15 protein-coding genes and 1 pseudogene are annotated in these 18387 nt (G+C 50.2%); 10 read left to right on the plus strand and 6 right to left on the minus strand.

Features of this window, described 5'->3' with window-relative positions; translation table 11 throughout:
• Positions 1 to 176 precede the first annotated feature (176 nt).
• From CFELI_RS00605 to CFELI_RS00630, 6 genes are all read left to right on the plus strand, one after another.
• Positions 177 to 1178, plus strand: a complete 1002-nt coding sequence (locus CFELI_RS00605; protein ID WP_277103881.1) for a metal ABC transporter substrate-binding protein — start codon at positions 177 to 179, stop codon at positions 1176 to 1178.
• Between the two features lie 111 nt (positions 1179 to 1289).
• Positions 1290 to 2003: a metal ABC transporter ATP-binding protein gene (locus CFELI_RS00610; RefSeq protein WP_277103876.1), complete on the plus strand. Its 714-nt coding sequence runs from the start codon at positions 1290 to 1292 to the stop codon at positions 2001 to 2003.
• Positions 2003 to 2875 (plus strand): metal ABC transporter permease, encoded by an 873-nt coding sequence (locus CFELI_RS00615; protein ID WP_277103882.1) that lies wholly within the window; start codon positions 2003 to 2005, stop codon positions 2873 to 2875. Before CFELI_RS00610 ends, CFELI_RS00615 begins: the two co-directional genes overlap by 1 nt.
• Positions 2875 to 3750, plus strand: coding sequence for a metal ABC transporter permease (locus CFELI_RS00620; RefSeq protein ID WP_277103877.1), 876 nt, complete (start codon positions 2875 to 2877; stop codon positions 3748 to 3750). Before CFELI_RS00615 ends, CFELI_RS00620 begins: the two co-directional genes overlap by 1 nt.
• 565 nt (positions 3751 to 4315) lie before the next feature.
• On the plus strand, positions 4316 to 6589 hold the full coding sequence (locus CFELI_RS00625) for a hypothetical protein (protein ID WP_277103878.1): 2274 nt from the start codon (positions 4316 to 4318) through the stop codon (positions 6587 to 6589).
• A 24-nt stretch (positions 6590 to 6613) separates the two neighbouring features.
• On the plus strand, positions 6614 to 6820 hold the full coding sequence (locus tag CFELI_RS00630) for a hypothetical protein (protein WP_277103879.1): 207 nt from the start codon (positions 6614 to 6616) through the stop codon (positions 6818 to 6820).
• A 69-nt stretch (positions 6821 to 6889) separates the two neighbouring features.
• On the opposite strand, the gene CFELI_RS00635 is transcribed toward CFELI_RS00630, so the two are convergent.
• The 4 genes and pseudogenes from CFELI_RS00635 to CFELI_RS13705 all read right to left on the minus strand — a co-directional run.
• Positions 6890 to 7624 carry a cyclase family protein gene (locus CFELI_RS00635; RefSeq protein ID WP_277103880.1) on the minus strand — a complete coding sequence of 245 codons (735 nt, stop codon included), beginning with the start codon at positions 7622 to 7624 and terminating at the stop codon, positions 6890 to 6892.
• 1219 nt (positions 7625 to 8843) lie between these two features.
• Positions 8844 to 9317, minus strand: coding sequence for a transposase (locus tag CFELI_RS13600; protein WP_353959546.1), 474 nt, complete (start codon positions 9315 to 9317; stop codon positions 8844 to 8846).
• The gene (locus tag CFELI_RS13700) at positions 9247 to 9507 is read right to left on the minus strand and encodes a hypothetical protein (protein WP_494337332.1); all 261 of its coding nucleotides are present in this window, start codon (positions 9505 to 9507) and stop codon (positions 9247 to 9249) included. The genes CFELI_RS13600 and CFELI_RS13700 overlap by 71 nt, the downstream gene beginning before the upstream one ends.
• Positions 9508 to 9549: 42 nt before the next feature.
• Positions 9550 to 10062, minus strand: a pseudogene (locus CFELI_RS13705) (transposase); the annotation flags it as partial.
• Between the two features lie 144 nt (positions 10063 to 10206).
• Here CFELI_RS13705 and CFELI_RS00645 point away from each other — a divergent pair.
• The 4 genes from CFELI_RS00645 (at position 10207) to CFELI_RS00660 (ending at position 15361) form a co-directional block, all read left to right on the plus strand.
• Positions 10207 to 11001: a transposase family protein gene (locus CFELI_RS00645; RefSeq protein WP_290258955.1), complete on the plus strand. Its 795-nt coding sequence runs from the start codon at positions 10207 to 10209 to the stop codon at positions 10999 to 11001.
• Between the two features lie 582 nt (positions 11002 to 11583).
• Positions 11584 to 12876, plus strand: coding sequence for an ATP phosphoribosyltransferase regulatory subunit (locus CFELI_RS00650; protein ID WP_277104032.1), 1293 nt, complete (start codon positions 11584 to 11586; stop codon positions 12874 to 12876).
• The gene (locus CFELI_RS00655; protein WP_277104033.1) at positions 12873 to 14117 is read left to right on the plus strand and encodes an MFS transporter; all 1245 of its coding nucleotides are present in this window, start codon (positions 12873 to 12875) and stop codon (positions 14115 to 14117) included. The genes CFELI_RS00650 and CFELI_RS00655 overlap by 4 nt, the downstream gene beginning before the upstream one ends.
• Positions 14114 to 15361 (plus strand): ATP-grasp domain-containing protein, encoded by a 1248-nt coding sequence (locus tag CFELI_RS00660; RefSeq protein WP_277104034.1) that lies wholly within the window; start codon positions 14114 to 14116, stop codon positions 15359 to 15361. Before CFELI_RS00655 ends, CFELI_RS00660 begins: the two co-directional genes overlap by 4 nt.
• A gap of 371 nt (positions 15362 to 15732) precedes the next feature.
• Here CFELI_RS00660 and CFELI_RS00665 read toward each other — a convergent pair whose 3' ends face one another.
• Positions 15733 to 16998, minus strand: coding sequence for an ATP-grasp domain-containing protein (locus CFELI_RS00665; protein ID WP_277104035.1), 1266 nt, complete (start codon positions 16996 to 16998; stop codon positions 15733 to 15735).
• Complete coding sequence (locus tag CFELI_RS00670) at positions 16964 to 18241, minus strand: histidine--tRNA ligase (protein ID WP_310127961.1); 1278 nt, start codon at positions 18239 to 18241, stop codon at positions 16964 to 16966. The genes CFELI_RS00665 and CFELI_RS00670 overlap by 35 nt, the downstream gene beginning before the upstream one ends.
• Positions 18242 to 18387 lie beyond the last annotated feature (146 nt).

An 18387-nucleotide genomic window follows, 5' to 3' on the forward strand; every position in this document is an offset into this window, starting at 1 on the left:
CATACAGGTCAGCCGGATAAGGGTGTGAGACAGCCAACACTAAACCATAACAATCTTTCCATTGATGCTGCTCAACCATAAGTTTGAGAAAATGACGCTACCCCCAAAAGAACTCAACTACATTTTGAGGGCTTACATGCCTAACAAAACCTTGCCTAAACTAGTTCTTTATGGGAATGAATGTCGTAAACTATAAGATTTCACGCTGCGGAATCCGCGGATATGTACGCCAAGCAGCCGCAGCTTTCGCTACCGTCGCCCTCGCCGGAGGTCTGGTAGCCTGCGCCACCGCTGAGAAGAGCGCAGCACCAGAAAACAGCACCGAAACCACCGACGATAAGGCGCTCACCATCTTTGCCACCACCGGCTACATCGGTGATGCGGTCAAGAACATCGCACCCGACGCTGACGTGACCATCATGGTCGGCCCAGGCGGTGACCCGCACACCTACCAGCCATCCACTCAAGACATTGAGAAAATCAAGACCTCCGACGTGGTGTTCTGGACCGGCCTGCACATGGAAGCTCAGATGATCGACCAGCTCGAAGCACAAGGCGATCGCCAAGTAGCAGTGGGTGAGAACATTCCAGAAGCAAACCGCCTCGACTGGCCAGAACTGGGCGAAAACGGTGAGAAGCTCTACGACCCACACGTATGGAACTCCACCGACAACTGGAAGTACGTCGTTGATGCCATCACCGAAAAGCTGGTCAGCGTCGACTCCGCCAAGGCTGAGGAATACAAGAAGAATTCCGAATCCTACAAGAAGGAAATCGACGAGGCAGCCACGTACGTTGAGGAAAAACTGGCCACAATCCCAGCAGACAAGCGCATCCTGATCACCGGCCACGACGCCTTCAACTACTTCGGTAAGCAGTTCAACCTTGAGATTCACGCCACCGACTTCGTCACCTCCGAGTCCGAGCTGTCGGCAGCAGAACTGAAGGAACTGGGCGAATTCATCGCTGAGAAGAAGATCCGCACCATCTTCCAAGACAACTTGGCTAACCCACAGGCGATCAACTCCCTGAAGGAAACCGTCACCGCCAAGGGTTGGGAAGTGGAAATCTCCGATAAGGAACTGTTCGCAGACTCCCTCGGTGAAAACGCCCCAACTGACACCTACATCGGCATTTTGAAGTACAACGCCGATGCGATCGCTGAAGCGCTGAAGTAATTCCCCGCTTTTCGCACAAGAACTGTAACCGTGTGCCAGTACCTTTGAAACACCAGCAGGTGTGAGCAGGTACTGGCACTTTGATGATGTAAGGAACGTGGTTCGCACACCATGGATGTATTGACCATTTCTGGACTCAGCGTTGCATACGGAGCCACCACGGTGGTCAACGACGTGAGCTTTCGGGTGCCCCAAGGGGCCGTGATGGGGCTTTTAGGGCCCAACGGCGCTGGTAAATCCACCGTTATGAAAGCCGCACTGGGTCTTATTCCCGCCGCACAAGGCGATGTCCGTTTCTTTGGCGGCAGCCTCGAAAGCGCCCGCAAGCGCGTGGCCTATATGCCCCAGGCGGCCTCTGTGGACTGGGATTACCCCATTACTGTGGAGCAAGTGGTGGCCATGGGGTTGTATTCCGAATTGGGGTGGTTCAAACGCCCCACCGCAGCCCACAAACGTCGTGTGAGCGACGCATTGGAGCGTGTAGGAATTGGGGAATTAGCCAAGCGCCAAATCTCCGAGTTGTCGGGTGGTCAGCGTCGCCGCGTATTCGTGGCCCGGATTCTTGTGCAAGCTCCCGAGCTGTATTTCCTTGATGAGCCTTTCGCTGGTGTGGATGCTGCCAGTGAACAAGTGATTCGGGGAGTGCTGCAGGAGCTTAAACAGGGCGGGGCCTCGATTGTGATCGTGCACCACGACCTGTCCACAGTGGAGAAAATGTGCGATCATGTGACGATTCTGAACCGCCATGTGGTGTCCACCGGCCCCGTTCAGGAGGCTTTTAGCAAAGAGCTGATCCATGAAGCCTTCGGGTTGGGGTTAATGTGATTGATTTCGTTGAATTTTTATCGGAATTTGCCTACCGTCGTATTGTGATCGGCACCGCGCTTATTGGTGCGTGTTCTGGGGCGATGGGTGCGTTTTTGTATTTGCGTCGGCAGTCGCTGATGTCGGATGTGATTGGGCATTCCGCTACCCCTGGTGTGATGGGTGCGTTTTTGCTGGTCTCAGCGGTGAGTGCTGGTTTTGATGCGCGCTCGATGCCGGTGATTGTGGTTGGCGCGTTGGTTACAGGTTTGCTGTCTGTGGTGCTTGCGAACCGCGTTGCTGATACCACCAGGATTGGAATTGATGCCACGATGGCGGTGACACTCTCGCTGTTTTTGGGCGGCGGTTTGTTGCTGTTGCAGGTCATTCAGCGTTCGCGGATTCGGGGCAAGGGGGGCATTGAAGAGTTGATGTTCGGTAATGCGGCCACGTTGACGAATTTGGATGTGTACACCATTGCTGTGGTGACTGTGTTGGTTGCTGTGGTGACAGCTGTGTTATGGCGGCCGTTTACTGTGATCACGTTCGATCCCGTGCTCGCCACCGTTGCGGGTACACGGTTGAAGGTGTTATCCCCCGTGCTCTTTGGTTTGGTGGTGCTGGCTATCGTGATGGGTGTGAAGGCGGTGGGGCTGATCTTGATGATCGCCTTTGCGGTGTTCCCGCCCGCAGCTGCACGCCAGTTCTCGAAAACGGTGGGGGGTATGGTGCTGTTGTCTGGGGTGTTTGGTGTGGTGGCTGCTGTTGTGGGTAGTTACTTCTCCGTGGCGTTGGGCAAGGTTCCGACGGGCCCGATGATTGTTGTTGTGTTGAGCGTGATCGTTGTTGTGTCGATGATTGTTGCGCCGAAGCGAAGTGGGGTGCATGCATAATGAGTTTCGCGGTTTCTGTGTCGATTCTGGCAGCTGTGGTGTCGTTGACCTGCGCGTTGCCGGGTGTGGTGTTGGTGTTGCGGCGTCAGGCTATGATGTCGGATGCGCTTGCGCATGCGGTGTTGCCGGGTATTGCGGTGGCGGCGATCTGGGCGAGTTCCCCGCGTGATCCTGTGTTGATTGTGGGTGCTACCTGCGGTGGTGTGCTGGTGATGGCGTTAACGGAGTGGTTGCGTGCGCGGGGTCGTTTTACTGATGATGCCTCGACTGGCCTGATTTTCCCGGCGTTTTTCGCGATTGGTGTGATTTTGATTTCGACGAAGTTTACTACTTCCTCGATTTCTGAGCACACGGTGTTGGTGGGGGATTTGAATCTTTCGGCGCTGACGCACTGGGAGGTTGCAGGTTTCGATCTGGGTCCGAAGGATGCGTGGGTTGTTGGTGGCGTGGGGTTGTGTACGGCGCTGCTGGTGATTCTGGCGCGGCGTCCGTTGACTGTGTCGACTTTTGATCCGGTTTTCGCCCAGACTGTGGGGGTGCGGCATCGCTTGTTGAATTATTTGATTATGGTGTCGGTTTCGTTGACTGTGGTGGTGGCGTTTAATGCTGCTGGTGCGGTTTTGGTGGTGGCGTTGATGATTGTGCCTGCTGCGACCGCGTTGTTGGTCACGCATTCCCAGGGGGCGATGTTGGTGGTCACGCTTGTGGTGGCGTTGGTAGCTTCCCAGGTGGGGTTTTGGGTGGCGTATCATTTCGATGCTGCGACTTCGCCGACGATGGCGCTTGTCGACGGTGTGCTCTTTGTCGCCTTGTGGTTGTATGTTCGCGCTCGCTCGCGGTGGAATAAGACACCAGATGTAGGAATGTCCTATTAGTTTTTCTCAGTACTGGTTTTACGGGGGTAATCTGCCCCCGTTTTTCCATGTCGGGATAGGTGTCAAGGCTATGTCGCAGCTGCGCTGTGCAGGGGTGGATTGGTGTGTAGGTGGGGGTGAAATGCTGGTTTTGGCCGTGCATGACTTGAGTTGGCATGGGGTATTGATCTTGATGCAAGGGGTGGGGACTGTGCCTACAGGTGAAGAAAGGGTGCGGGTGGGCAGTGGTGGGTGCGGGGGTTATGCTGTGGTTTTGGGATGGAGAGAATCCCCGGTAAACCTTGAAAATATTTAAGCCTTTTATCAGCCAATTTTTCAGAAGTCTCCCGAAGTGAACTTAGGTAAAACTAATGGCCGTATAAACAATTGCGGATCTACGGGGGTAAATATTCATTCTTTTGCCTAGTTGTTGACGAAAATCTGGCCTGAATATACCGAGCATGATTATTTTATGTAAAGCATAAAATAATCCGATCAACATTCTCAGGTTGATCTTTGGTTTTTGAGGTTTAGTGTGTATATGAAGACGTGGCTTCGAACCCTTTCACTTGTAACTGTCAGCGCCGTGACCGCAGCTCTGCTCCCATTGGCCCCCGCGACAGCGCAGGATAGCGCGACAGCGGTCGATCGGGTGAATCAAGGAGATCGCTTATCGGTGCTCACCCCACTGGGGCATATGACCCGCCAAGGAGGTTATTGCACCGTCGGTTTTGTGGATAAGGCAGCAAAGCGTCTGTGGACCGCACGCCACTGCGGGGAAAACGGGACAGTGGTCAACACCGAAGCAGGGGAGTACCTAGGCACCTTGCACTACCGCTATGACATGAGCGACGCCGACTCGCTTATGGATATCACTGGTGCCAATGCCATTTATGACCTCGCCTATATTCAGGTCGATGAACGCGCCTGGAATCTTCTCGGGGAGAATACTTTCTCCGGCGATAATCTCTACACCCCTGTGACAGGCGACCAGCTTTGCCGTTATGGTGCCACCACCAAAAACACGGTCTGTGGCGAGGTGATCGCTGTGGATGACTACCTCATCTACGGCATTGATTTAAGCAGCTCACCTGGCGATTCCGGCGGGCCGCTGTGGGTGCCAGGACGCGGATTTGTAGGAACACTGATTGGGGTACGCAGTGGCCTGTCCGCCCAAGGGAAGGTCACCATCACGGTGGCACACCGCGAAGATTTCGGCTTTGCTGGCCCGAACCCTTTGCCTGAGGAAACCACGGTCACCGCTGATATCGATCCTGCTGCGGTGATTGGCCGAAAAGGAACCGAAACAGATTCCGCAACGGTCTTTGGTGCCCAAGGCCCAACTGCAACCGATATTTCAGCGTTGTTGCGCGACTATAACCGCCGGGTTGCCCAAGCCAAAGAACAGGTGGCGCGTGCCACCGAACGAGCTGAGGAAAAACAGCGCGACATTGCGCAATTGCAGCGCCAATTGGAGGAGAAAAACCCGCAGCATGCGCAGGTGACTCGGGAGCTTATTCAGGCGCAGCAAGAAGCCAGAACTTATCAGCATCACGTGCGGTTGCTCCAGGATCAACTCGAGAATGCCCGCTATGATGTGCAGGCTGAAAAACTGCGCAGCACTCATGCTAGGGAAGAGCTACTCAAGGCACAAAAAGGGTGGGAAAAAACCGCAGCCACTGTGGAAAGTCTACGCACCCAGCTGCGCCAAGCGCGCGATATTTCCGAAGGTCAACTGCGTGCCGAATACGCTGAAAAGCTGGTGGAATTGGAACGGGTGCAAGCAGATTTACGCGCTGCCCAAGCCCGCCACAACACAGCCCAAGCACGAGTAGAAGCTGCCGAAGGGCGCGTGCGTGTAGCCCAGCAGCAAGAACAAGAAGCACAACAACGAGCAAACGATGCCGACAAGCGGGCACAACAAGCACAAGAAGCGCTGCGCGCAGCCATGGAGAAAAGCGAACGCGATGATGCTTTAGTAGCACAAGCCCGCACACGTGCTTTAGAAGCCGAAGCCCAAGTACAGGCGATACAGCGGGAATTAGACGCACTCAAGGCTGATGCGGCTACCCAGGATTCGACGTCGACACGCAATGAGCAGCAGCGCGAACAGATTGAGCGTTTAGAACAAGAACTCCAAGCAGCCCACACCAAGCAGCGCCAAGCCGATGAACAACTGGAACAACTGAAAGCGGAAAAAGCTGAAGAACAGGCCAAACAGCAGGCGCTACAAACCAAACTCACCGACGCAACAACACGAATCAACCAGTTGATCACAGAGATCGTCGGGGTGAAAGCAGAACTCGCCCTAGCCCCAGCCGCCACCGCCGCTCCGCTAAACCAGCGCATCACAGAACTCGAACAGCAACTTGCACAAGCCCACGCACAAAAAATCGCTGCGGTACGCGAAGCCAGCGAACAGGCAAATCGGGAAGCACAACAGCTGCGCGCACGCATCGCGGAATTAAACAACCGCGACCACAACGCCGAAATCGCGGCACTGCAACGCGCACACGAGCGCGCAACCACCCGCATCGCAGCCCTCGAGCAAGAAAAACAGCAACAGGAATCCGGCTTCAACGAGCAACTGCAACGCGCACTAGAAGAAGCAGCCCGCGCACAAGCCGCACTCGCAGCAGCACACAATCAGATCCAAGCGCTCGACCACACCCACACAGCGCTGAAAATCAAGCTGCAAGAACAGGAAGCAGAAAACCAGCGACTGCGAGCAGAACTAGCAGCAGCCCAAGGTTCCTCCGCAATCAGCGGCGATGCTGGTCTTGTGATGGGAATCCTCGGTATCATTATGGGCATTATTGCCGCAGTGGCAAGCGCACTCGCACCACTGCTGCGCCTGTAAACACACAGAGAGGATACGGCCGCAATGAAGATTCTTAGTTGGGCTACTGCCATCAGCTGGCTTATTGCGGCCACATTCTTCGGCGCGCACTCCCTTCTGCAACCACAAAGCACAGGTGCCGATATCTTCTTTTTCCTCACCATGGCCGTAGGTCTCGTTGCTGTTGCGCTGAGCGTAACGCTGACACTCGTGGCGGTGCGTCGCATTCGCCACCCGGAAGATTTCGCATAAAAATACTCCCTGCCGTTTCAGCGTTATTCAACGCCAACAGGCAGGGAGTTGATGCGCTCTAGAGCTTCGCTAGGGCACAATTGCAAAGGCGCGCGCCGGGAATCCGGTGCCGTTTTGCGGCTTTGGCCAGGTAGCCACGATGATTGCGCCGGTGGCGGGGACTTGGTCGAGGTTGGTCAGTAGTTCGATTTGCCACTTATCTTCTTCGAGTAGCAGCAATTCGGTGGGTAGCGCCCCTTCGGAGACGATGATTCCCTGATCTGTGTCGGTGGTTTCGTGACCGATCGCGGTGATGGAGCGGGCGTCGATAAGCCAGCGCACAAGATCGGTATTCCAGCCGGGGTAGTGCGCAACTCCCTGCTCATCTTTGTTCGCCATCTTCTCAGGGTCTGGCCAACGTTTGGACCAGTCGGAGCGGAAAGCGACGAAAGCGCCCGCGGGGATCTCGCCGTGCTCGGCTTCCCACGATTGCACATCGCTAATCGACGGCGTGAAGTCGGGGTTGAGAGCCACCTGCTGCGTGAAGTCGAGGACCACGAGAGGAAGAATCATCTGCTTGACATCAATGTTGTCGAGGGTGCGTGCCCCATCGACGAAGTGGACGGGTGGGTCAACGTGGGTGCCCCACTGGCCAACGAAGCTGTAGCGGGTGATTTCAAAGCCGTGCTCACGCACGGTGAATAAAGTTTCGCGCTCCTCGTCGGGCAGGAGGTGGAAGCGGGGCTGACCTGCGTGGAAAGAGTGGGTCAGGTCGACGTAGGTGTGGTGCTGAAGGGTGGATACGAGCTCCCAAAGATTAGTCATGCAAGACAGCTTAGTCTAGTAAAATTTGAACAGCATAGTCTACAATCCTTAGTGTGAATAAAACTCATTTGCGCGGGCGATTTACCAACGTATAGTCTGATTTTTCCACGGCTTGTTGTGGTTGAGGTACAAAGCGACAAATGCAGTTGTGCCAAGCGCTGTGATGACATAGAGGCAAAGGGTTACTCGTGGAAAGTGGTGTAAATTTTTACAGCATGGCGTCTACTCGTTCTGCTGATGCTCGTAGACGTGTGCAGACGATTGTATTGATACTGGCTATCGTCAACTTTCCTCTGGCCAATAATTGAGGTTTTCTCACCGGGGAAATACGTAGGAAACGCTGACCTGTGGTTTTGGGGGTTTTGTGGGTGGAACGTCAATGCAAAGCACGCGGGGTTCTTACTCAGAATGATTTTTGACAAAGAAAACTACCATGAGAGGAACACCACGTGCTTGCGTTTCTGCCAACCTTTTTCGTACCCATTTCTATTGCACGCACCATCAGCGCTTGGTGCCACACCCACCGGCGTCGACATGACCATCGCACACATCAGCGTGCTGCAACCTGTTGGACTCAAACAATTATGCTCCTGCGCTGACTTTATGAAGCAACAAGCATTTCTGCTATTGCTCGTGATACACGTGTTTCACAAGGAATAAGGCTACTGCTACATCCTTGAAGCACTGAAGGTTGTTTCCGCTAAATCTCCCACCCTGATAGATGCACTACGCCAAGGACGCCAATAATCTTTCCGTCAAGGCAGACGCAACACCTAATCCCATGACAAATCCGGATTAATGCAACAAGCTGCGCCAGCAAGCTACCCCCCCCCAAACTACCCCCAATTTTGACAAGTGGTTGACGCTAATCGAAAAAATGATCTGGAATAGATAGTAAAGTAAATCATGGACTTTTCGCAGATAGGGGCCACTAAACGACGTGATTTATCTGCACGAAATGTATCCTAGGTCGGTTTCAGGGATTTACTCTCCGGAAAAATCTTGTCGTGATGAAATTTAACCCAGATTTTTCATGGGGTGGGTTTGGTGGTGGTGGGTTGGGGTGGTGTGTTTGTGGGGTTGGTTGGGGCACCTTCGCCTTTGGTTGTGGTTTTCAATGGCAAGGTGTACGTCCGTGTTTTTGTGGTGGGGTTTTGTGGTGGGGTGCCTGCGGTTGGCTGCCGGTGGTGGGGTCTGCTGCGTGTTGTGGTTGAGGGGGTTAGGTTTTTCGTTTTTTAAGGGGGCGTAGGAGGTTTTGGGTGTATTCCATAAGTGTCACCAGTGTGGGGGTGTGTGTGCTTTGTTGATCGAGGTGGAGGTATATGCGCCTGCTGCTTGTCGTGATTTTTGCAGAGATTGCAATAAACCTTGCTCGAATGGTTTTTGGTGCCCATGTCCACCACGGGTTGTCGGATTGATTTCGTTTCTTGTTGTTGCCGCTGTTGTGGTTGTTGTAGTGATGGTCGAGTAGTTTTGTCCAGGTGAGAAGTTGGTGGGCTAAGGTTATGATGAGACACCAGATTTGGTTAGCTTTGAACTGGCAAAACGGTAGTTTTGCAAGGCCTTGATCTTTGGCGTCTTTGATGTGTTGTTCGCATAGTGATCTTTGGCGATAGTACTGGTCAATGCGTTGAATATTGCAGTTGAGGTTTGTTGCGCATAATTGGGTGCGTATGCCGAGTTGATTGAAAATGCTGTGTTGGCACCCTGCGTGGGGGGGATTCTATCCGTGCGATCACGCGCATCGTGGTGGGGTAATCAGTAAGAAGGTTCACCAGTGGTTTGTCATCTTCTAGGTGTGCGGTTTGTAGTAGTCCGGTGATGTCTTCAAGGAAGTGTTGGTCATCAAAGCTGATATCCCCATTGCCACGCACAATTGGCACACGGGTGTTACGTAATGATCGATAATCTGTGTGACTAGTTGCTTCGTTACCGGATCTGATGTGCTCATTGAGGAGGATACTTGCTGTAGGTGAGGGTGAAAAGCCAACAACATAACCGAGGTCATGGTCGTCTAAGGAGCTAAGGAATTGTTTTGTCCCACCAGCACTGTCAGCACGGATAACAAGTCGTTTGCCCCAAGGTTTGCCATCGCTGTGATCGGGGAGAGCGGTCAGGATTTCTTTGACAAGCTGGCAATGATCATTAGCGGTGTTTGCTCCCGCGTTACCTGGGCGAAGCAGACAGGTTAAAAATTCCCCACCAGTTAACCCTACGCTGGTGTAGTCGATAAAAGCACATAATGGGTGGAAACCAAACCCCTTCTTATAGGTAGGTGCGGCTTTTTCCTTGCCAGAATGCGCACAGATCAGTGTCGCATCAATATCTACTATCAGGGGTTTGTCTACTGTAGCGAGCTTATGTGGGGCTTGATCGCCCAGCAGGTTCCATAGTGTGCTACGGGCGTATTTGATCGCGTGAAGGAATTCTTCACGTATTGAGGTTTTCTCACCGGGGAAATGCGTTTGAAACGCTGACCTGTGGTTTTGGGGGTTTTGTGGGTGTGTCGTAACGAAAGCACGCGGGGTTCTTACTCAGAATGGTTTTTGATACAGGAAAATCAAACTGAAAGGAACTCCCGCGTGCTTCGCTATTCTGCCACACTTGACGTCCCAATTTCCACTGCACGTACCATCAGCGCTTGGCTTCAAGCTCATCGCCGTCGACATGACCTTCGCCCCCATCAACGTGCCACAACGTGTTGGGAGCAAGCAATTATGCTTCTACGCTGGCTTTATGAAGCAACAAGTATCGCTACTATTGCTCGTGATGCTCGTGTTTCACAAGCCACAGGCTACCGCTACATCCATGAAGCACTCAGGGTTGTTTCCGCCAAATCTCCCACCCTCATCGACGCACTACGCCATGCCAAGGACGCCAATAATCTTTTCGTCTGCCTTGACGGAACACTCATCCGAACAGACCGCGTAGCGAGAAAGAACCCGAAAAACCGTCACGATCTGTGGTATTCCGGAAAACATAAGGCATTTGGTGGCAATGTACAGGTGCTCACTGACGAGAGTGGGTACCCACTATGGGTATCCTCAGTATCTCCTGGATCAACCCACGACATCACAGCAGCGCGTGAGCATGTTCTTGATGCAATAAGCACTGTTGATATTTGCGTTCTTGCCGACAAAGGCTACATTGGTGCAGGTCACAACGTACACACACCGATCAGAGGAAGGAATCTGGCAGATGACGAATACGAGTACAACCGTCGTCTTAACGGTTTGCGAGCACCATCAGAACGAGCAAACGCCATGCTCAAACAACTCAAAGCACTACGGCGTGTAACACTATGCCCTAAAACCATTACAGCCATCGCAAAAACTGCTTTAGTCGTCCTACACCTAGCCCGCAAAATACTCTGGTGAGAAAACCTCATTTTATCGCTGGTGTCTTTATGCTCTGTCAGTCGCCGCCACAGGGTTGATACCGACGGCAATGGCTGAGACGATAATGCTGTCGAAACAGAATCTAACAAGTTGATGTCTTTAACATCGTCACCACCAGCAATTAACGATAACGCTAACCCAGTACACGCATCACCAAAAGTATGTGTTAACCGTTGCCGTGAGAAAACACGATCAAGGCTGGCACCAATCCCGACTAATTGAGCTACATGAGCAAAGGGTAACACCCCCGCGCGGGAAACAAGACGGGTGCAGCTGGCCATCATAGGGGTGTATGTAGTAGTCTTCACCATGAAAGTGCTCCTTTTCTGCTTGGAATAAAGGCTTAACAACATCTCTATTCTAGCAGGTCAAGAAGCACTTTCTTTACTTTTTACACACCTTTTAAGCCCCACCCCATGAAAAATCCGGGTTAAAAAATTAGTTTGCTTTTGTTCCATGGGCGAAGATTAACGGGTAAACTCAAAAATGCTCAGATCGTTCCCTGAGGATTGTTACATATCTCTTTAGCGAGAGATTTTGTCAAAGCTGGAAGGACATAAGATGAAAGGTTTACCAGGATTCGGCGACAGATATGGTCACGAGCTTCGCTCTCGGCGTTTTTTATGCGAATCTTTTGCCAATGTTTCAGAGAGTTATGGGTTCGAACCTCTTTCCGTTTCACTCCTTGAAAGGGCGGCAGCATACAGTGAAGAGGTCATAGGACTTTCCCCTTGGCCAGAGTGGGATAAAAAATCTTGCTTCTTCATTCCCATTGATAATTACACGTCAAGCTATTCTGAACAGCCTGAAAAGGATTTTGCTGTCCTCATCCCAGAGGGGACTGTTTCTGTTGCTCGGTGGTTAGGAAATGAGCTTAAGGACAGCGATATCCAGACGGTTTCGGATATGCGAATCAAAATTTATTACGACACGCCCTGCTTTCGAAACGAAGTCTTGGATTCACTTTGGGCAGGAAAAGGGCGTTCTTTCACTCAGTTTGGTGTCGAAATACTCGGGGGTGGCGACCCCGCATCCGATCTCGAGCCTCTCGTACTTGCCTACAATTGCCTGAAGTCGGTAGGGGTGCCAGCAGACTCGATTGTGTTGCGGATTAGTAATAATGAGATATTTATCGACCTTGCCAACCAGTCGCAGCTAAGTGAGGTGGATAGGGTTAAAGTAAAAGAAGCTTTAGACACGATTGCCGAATGCAAGGCTGGAAAGAAGCCAGAACGATATGATTCGTCTGTCCGTGCACTCTTGGAAATCGTATCTGCCAACACTTCGAATGAAGGAGTTCTAGCGGCCTGGCGCTATATCATCAATCGACCCGTCGGCCCCATCTCACGAGAGGACTACTCCGCGCTTGACCTACTCAACACTTCTTCAATCGCATATCTTGACGCTCTAGCATCTTCTATGCTGGCTTACGGAATACAGGCTGAAGTGGATCTCTGTGTCGTCCGCTCGCACGAATATTACACTGGTTTCACGTTCGAAATCGATGTTATAGGCCAAGATGGGAAAAGGCACGTTGAAGTTGGAGGGGGAGGTCGTTACGATCGCCTTCTCGGCGATTTTGCGCCAAAAGGTTTTCCCGAGCTTATTCCCTCGACTGGATTTGCTTTTGGTATAGAACGCCTTCAGGAATCCCTGCGGGTCGGCGGATATATACCTACAGGAAGTATCCAACGAACGACACGCTACGATCTGAATGTTGTCCCCGCTATCGAGAACATCCGAGTGAAGGGAGATAATCCCCGCGAAATTTGCGAGAATTATCTTGCACAAACACGGAAAGTAGAGGATCGTCGGACATCTCAGAGAATCAGCATTCTTCACGTATCGGCATGAACGTCGCATGGATAGAATCCTTTCGATCCCTCCCTAGATCATCACGTTGGATTCTGTTGGGAGGGATTATTAATTCTTTGGGTGTTGGGATGGCATTTCCGATTGGGATGCTTTTCGTTCATGACGTCATCGGTGCACCACTTGATGTGGCTAGCGCCCTAGTTCCAATCACTGCTGTCGGCTCCCTTTTCGGCCATCCCCTCGCCGGTTATATATCGGATCGATATAACGCTTTCTGGGGTTCCTTTATCCCTGTCCTTATTAGCGCGATTGGAGCTCTCCTATACTCAACAGCAACAAATCTATCCATGGCCTTAGTTGGAGCAGCCATTACAGGGATCGGGCTAGGAACTAGCACTGGATGGTTCACTCTTTTGGCCAATTTAACTCCTCCAGATAAACGAGCATTTGCGTTTAGTTCCAATCAGGTTTTTATGAACATGGGGATCGGAGCTGGACTAGTGGTAAGTGGTCTGGCTGCCACGCTAGGATCAGCCGATGTTTACCGTGTGCTATTTTTGCTTAAGGCAATTTGTCATATTTTTCTTGCCTTCCTTATTGCATCGGTGCACTCCAAGGTTCGAAAAGTTCGCATAGGGGCCTCAAAGGAGAAATGGGGCAGCACCAAAAGCGCCCACTCAAGAAGAGGTAATCTGTCTCTATTGTCTGTAGTGATTTTCGTTAATATTACCTATGTGGCTTTTGGAATTGCTCAACTAGATAGCGCATTTGTTGCGGGTATTCTTTCTCGAACAGACTTCCCCGTTTGGCTACTGGCCGTTTCCATGATCATGAATACTCTTTCAGTGATCTTCTTCAACGTAATTCTCTCTCCAAAACTAGTAAAGTTCCCTCCCCATACATTGCTCACGCTAACTTCGATAACATGGTCGCTTAGCTGGCTAATCTGCATGGTGGGGCTTACAGTACCATTACGATGGGGAATCGGGATGTTTCTCCTAAGCATGGCTCTTTTCTCCCTTGGAGAAGTATTGGCAGGAATTGGAGTACCTTCATTGACCGAGAGGGTTTCTGGGGAAGGGAATTATGGGCGAGGCTTCTCTTTCCAAAACCTAGCTACCTCAGTCGCTTTCATTGGAGGCCCTTCCTTTACCACGTATACTCTAAAGTATTCGTCCCCAACATCTCTGTTCCTCTATTTATCCCTTCTTATCCTTCTTCTAATTCCTATTCTTTATTTGTATAAAATATCCTTAAGATCCAAAGGAGTGATCTCTTGAATATTCTACTGTGTAAGTATGATATTTCCGATGAAATGCCATTATGGTTCGTTGATTACGCAGACGAAGTACATCTAGTACTAGATGAATTTGATAAGAGTAGGGATCTGCCCTCCGAGGTCCTCTCCAATATGACCTCTATCCACTATGTAACCAGTTTTGACTCTTTCGAATCAGTTACGGGGGTGGTGGCCGAAATCAAAGAAACGAATATACATATAGATGTAGTTGCGAGCTTTACGGAATTTAGTCAGATCGGCGCAGCGTATATCGCCCAGTTACTTGGAGTGAAGCATCAATCAGTGGCTGTGGCGGCTGCTACCAGGGACAAGCGCCTCATGAAGATGCGCGCACGCTCCTCGGGCATCCCCTGCGCACGTTTTTTATCAATCCCGACTCGCGAAAACGTTGATTCTCTTCGCGATCTCTCAAGGTTGACCTTCCCTGTTGTTATCAAGCCTGCTGCTGGCATGTCCACAATGTCGACAGAGATTGCAGGAAATGAGGCAAAGGCGCGAGAGATAATTATGGGGCTAGATATACCGCCTCAGTTTGGATCTAAGCAGATCATCGTTGAGGAGTTCATTGAAGGGGACGAGTTTCTTGTGGACGCTATCTGGGATAATGGTGAGTGTGTCCACTTTAGTATCGCAAAATACATGAGTCCTAGGCTGCGTGCCAATGAACCAAAGGGGATCAATGGCTGCTTCATTGTGCGGGAAGATGAAAACTACAACTTTTACAGGCAAGTCCGAGATTTCCATGACCGCATCAACAAAGCGTTTGAAGTAATGGATGGCGCAACCCACCTAGAGTTTTTCCAATTACGTGATGGGTCTCTGGTTTTCTCCGAACTGGCCACTCGGCTTGGGGGCGGAGGTAGCCCTCCCATGATTCGAGGGAGTCTAGGGTTTGATATTCGAGAACTGTGGGCGGCTCAGCAAGCAAAGGCAATTGAGAAAATGTCCCCTTCTAGAGAAAGTATCTTTCCTGCAGTTGGCTTTTTCAACCTTGAGCCATCCCATCCTGGGTTCATTAAATCGGTTCCGGATATCGACTCCATCCGCAACGAGCAAGGTATCTTAGAAGCAAGATTAATGACTGAGGTGGGAAGATTCCATTCTCGGGAACACCCGTCAGAGTGGGGTATTTTTCTTGTTATCGGTGGGAAAACCTCTGATGAACTCGTGGATAAGTTTTTAGAGATTTCCGAAAATTACCCAATAGAAACGTCTTCCCCTTAACCCAGATTTTTCATGGGGTGGGGCTTGAGAGCGGTGTAAAAAGTAAAGAAAATACGGCTTGAACTTCTAGAATAGAGATGATCAAAGTTTACATTCCAAGCAGAATAGGAGCATCTTCTTGGGGTTGCGCCCACGGTCATGGCGTTTGCGTTGGGTGTGACACCATGCGCTGATGGTGCGTGCAGTAGAAATTGGTACGAAAAAGAGTGGCAGAAACGCAAGCAAGCGGTGTTCATTTCAGATTGATTTTCTTTTCAAAAACAATTCTGAGTAAGAATCCGCGTGCTTTGCGTTGACGTTCCACCCACAAAACCCCCAAAACCACAGGTCAGCGTTTCATACGCATTTCCCCGATGAGAAAACCCTAGTGGTCATGAGCCAACTTTTCTTGATCCCTTATTGATAATGTTAGTTATTTTGAGATAGCTTTCCTTCAAACTGGCCATATCTTCTCCTTCAATCAAAATATCGCAAAAAAAATTTTCTCTTTCGAGGTTTGAAACTCGATACGGCGATAGAATGGATGAAAATAGAACATGGGGGTGCTTATTGATTTCTTCAATCGCATCTTCATCTACTTCGAATACCCCTTCTTCGAAGCGCTCTATGCTCACGTGACCCATGAGAAAAGCGTTAGAGCTATTGCTTTGACTTGGAATATCTACTTTTTGATTCACTGCCATTGAAAGGACAATCTTAAGGGGATCCAGCCCACTAACAACTTCTGCGGCTTTGGCAAAGAGTCTTCCCCCCGGTCTTGGGTTAATCTCTATGATTTCAATTTTCCCAGCAGAGTTCACTCGAAACTCTGCATGGAACCACATATTGTTGATTCCCAGAGCATTCCCAACATCGCGCAGAATAAAAGAAGCTGCAGAAACCGCTTCTTTAACCAGAGGATTTTGAGGAGGCATTACAATAAGACCGCTGTCGTGGAGAAGGGAATCATCGTGATCTGGCTTCTCTGCTGCTAAAATCGTATGAAAGAACCCATTTTGTAAATAACCATCAATGGAAAACTCGTGACCTCGGAAATATTCTTCTACCAGAATTAGTGTATTTGCCCCGAGCCTACCGGTTAGCAAAGAGAGAAATTCGGATAACTCTTCATCGTTTTCCACTTTCCGAACGTAGAATGAGCCTCCTGACTGCGCCGCAGGCTTGGCGACCACAGGATAGTTAATTTCCCTAGTCAAGATCTCTTCTTCAGTTCCGGAATGAGAAGAAAGGTTTGATACTCCTAACTCTCGCATTTTACTTCGAAATAAATCTTTTCGTGTCAGGAAGTTTAAATTTTCGCAGGTCGCCGAAGACTGATGAGCGGTAGGTATGGCGACCACTTTCTCGGCGAGAGGCTCAAGTAGGTTTACAACTCCATAAATGGAACCAGCTTCGAAAGGCAGAGCCTCTTTTATCTCCTTAGTCAACACCGGGTTTGGCGTATTCCAGTTAACGACAAGGTGACGATCGCAGAGACTGGAGTTCAAATCATCGTCTTGATCGGAAATTAAGAGGGGACAATACCCCAGTTGCCGGATGAGGGGGGCAAAGGCTCTTACTCCTCCAGCGTTATCAGAGGACAATATTGCTACATACTGCATTTTACGCCTGCCTAAGAATGGGTCGGGAGACTTCAATGATGTACCTCTTATCTTTTAGAAGGGAAGGGGCAAAGTCGTCCATGTCAAAAAATCGATCACACGCCTGCCGTGAGAGGTCCTCAAAAAACACAGCTTTGATCTTCTTAGGCTTTTTAACAAGTGAAACTTCGGATATACCTGCTTCTAACAGGTGTTTTTGGAGTGTGATCGCTTCCTGAAACTGGTTGATACTTGAGTACCCGATCGCCAAGTGCTCACCGTTGGATATATGCCAACTCTCCGGCAGTAGATCCATTATGCGTTCAAATCCAAAAGAGAAGCCTACTGCCGGAACGCTATCTCCGGACCATTTGCTAATCATATCGTCGTAGCGACCCCCTCCACAGATAGATTTGTTGGAAAAATCATTAACAACTTCATAGATTGGACCTGTGTAGTATCCCATTCCTCGCACCAACGTTGGAGAAAAACTTACCTTAAAATCTGGATAGATCTTTCTCAGGGAAGCGATCAAATAGGGAATATCGTACCATTCCCACTCACTGGACTGGAAACAATCCGAATCCCTTTCCATTCTCTCAATAAGATCGAATAACTCTTCCACCTGCACAGAGGTTAGTCCTCTGAGTTCTTTAAGTTCTTTCTCAACCCCAGACCTCCCAATTTTATCAATTTTATCAAGAATTATGAGGGTTGAAGAATGATCGTCTATATCGATTCTAGCCCTAAGCATGATGTCTCGCAGGATGCGACGATCGTTCACTAGTAGCGTGGACGAATTTTCGAGATTAAGATCTATTAAAATCTGTAATCCGGCAGAGATTAGTTCAATCTCTGCCGTAATACTTTTTTCTCCAATAATATCAAGATCAAATTGAGTAAATTCCCTGAAGCGCCCCTTCTGGGGTCGCTCAGCTCGCCATACATTTCCCGTCTGGAACGACTTGAAAACTCTGGGCAATGAGGATTTGTTGGATGCATAAAAGCGAGTAAGGGGAAGCGTAAGATCGTAGCGAAGCCCAAGGTCAACCACCTGACGAGGCAAAACTGGGACATTTTGATCTAGGCCACGCTTAATTACCTCAAAAATCATGCTTTCATTTTCCCCACCCTGATCAGACTTAAGTCGTTCGATCTTCTCCAAAGAGGGGGCTTGCACCTCTTGGAACCCTCGTCGCCGGGCAACGGAAATTATCAAATCTACAACAAAGCGACGTCGGGCTGTATCGACGGGGATAAAATCTCTCATTCCTCGGGGAGGTGATACTTTTGAACTCATTCCTTAATCATACACTTCGCGCTCATGATCCTTCGGAATCGACATAGATTCACAGTAAGGAGTACGTTTCGTTGGCTCCCAGATGGCAGATGTCATCACTCAGGAGTTGACTGTAAAGTGGCACATTGAGCTTTTTCATCGGGGAA

The organism is Corynebacterium felinum (assembly GCF_030408755.1).
GTDB lineage: Bacteria > Actinomycetota > Actinomycetes > Mycobacteriales > Mycobacteriaceae > Corynebacterium > Corynebacterium felinum.